The organism is Pseudomonas sp. P5_B2, assembly GCF_056400445.1.
Window position 1 is genome coordinate 1 of sequence record NZ_JBFULH010000798.1, and the last position, 1,634, is coordinate 1,634.

Sequence of the window (1,634 nt, forward strand, 5' to 3'; positions counted from 1 at the left end):
GGAACCGGATGCAGAGAAAATGGCTGAACATCTGGAGCAAGGGTTGATGCTGGTGACCGCGCTGAATCCGCACATCGGCTATGACAAATCGGCGGAGATTGCCAAGAAGGCGTATGCCGAAGGCCTCACGCTGCGCGAGGCGGCGTTGCAGCTGGGGTATCTGACGGATGAAGAGTTTGATGCGTGGGTACGGCCGGAGAATATGCTGGAGGCTGGGGCCAAGGGCTGAGATTTGTAGCGCCTGACAGTCAGTCTTCGCGAGCAAGCCCGCTCCCACATTCAACCGTGTTCTAACAGATAAATGCGGTCGAATGTGTGCGGGCTTGCTCGCGAAGAACGATAACGCGGTTAACCTGCAGCCATCCGAACCCGACGCGCCTTGAGCCCTGCGATGAGCGAAGGCCCCAACGCCACCAACGCCGACCCCAACACCACCAGCACCGCCCCGCCATAGCCCAAGCCGTTGATCGTCTCGGCATGCACATAGTCAGGCCACAACCACGCGGCCATGGCCACCGCGACAAAGGTCACCAACGGCGTGATCGCCAGCGTCGCACTCACCCGCGACGCTTCCCAGTGGGCCAGCGCTTCGGCAAACGCGCCGTAGGCGATCAGCGTATTCATACAGCATGCCAGCAGCAGCCAGCCTTGCAGCGGGCTCAGTTGCAGCGCCTCAAGTGGATGCGCCCAAGGTGTCAGCAGCAACGCGCAGAACAGGTAGATCACCATCATCACCTGCAGCGAATTCCACACCGTCAGCAATTGCTTCTGCCCCAAGGCGTAGAAGGTCCAGACCGTGGACGCCAACAACACCAACAGCACGCCGGTGGTGTAATTGGTCAACGAAGTGAGCAACTCGGCCAGGCGCTGATTGAAAAACAGAGCGAAACCGATCAGCAGCACCAACAGGCCAATGCCCTGCCCCACGCTGAAACGTTCCTTGAACACAAACAGACTGGCGATCAGCAACATGATCGGGCCCATCTGCACCACCAATTGCGCGGTGCCGGCGCTGAGCAGGTTCAGGCCCATCAAGTACAGCACGTAGTTACCGACCAGACCGAGCACCGCCATCATTACCAGCCACCCACCCCGCGGGCCCAGGACTTTACGCGTCGGCAAACGCCTGGTCGCCGCCAGATACACAAACAGGCACCCACCGGACACGAATAAGCGAAACCAGGTGACGGTCACCGGGTCCATCACCAGCAGCACTTGCTTGAGTTTGATCGGCAGGATTCCCCACAACAACGCAGTCAACAGGGCCAGAAACAGACCGTAAACCCAGCGACCGGATGAAATGTGCATGCGAACCCCAACAGCCAGATGGCAAGAAGCGCCATTCTAGGCGCAGAGGCGACTGGCACACAGGGACAGTTGGCGAGCAGGCGCGAATGAAACTGTGCAGGTCGCAGAGCGGGAGGTTCGAGCGTATATCGTGCGGAAGTGGATTTTAAGTGCCCGCCGATGAACCGAGGCGCGGCCTTCGCGAGCAAGCCCGCTCCCACAGTTGACCGAGTCTACCTGAAGGAATGCGGTCAAMTGTGGGAGCGGGCTTGCTCGCGAAGGCGGTCTGACAATCAACACAATTTTTTGAAGATTAACGCACCGCCTCAAACAGCCCGGTCGCGCCC

General features: G+C 59.6%; 1 protein-coding gene and 1 pseudogene. One reads left to right on the top strand and one right to left on the bottom strand.

What is annotated here, in order from left to right; genetic code table 11:
• Positions 1–229 (top strand): annotated as a pseudogene (locus AC1DRJ_RS26900) (class II fumarate hydratase); the annotation flags it as partial.
• A 119-nt stretch (positions 230–348) separates the two neighbouring features.
• Here AC1DRJ_RS26900 and AC1DRJ_RS26905 read toward each other — a convergent pair.
• Positions 349–1,308 carry a DMT family transporter gene (locus AC1DRJ_RS26905; RefSeq protein ID WP_477804824.1) on the bottom strand — a complete coding sequence of 320 codons (960 nt, stop codon included), beginning with the start codon at positions 1,306–1,308 and terminating at the stop codon, positions 349–351.
• Positions 1,309–1,634: the final 326 nt, after the last annotated feature.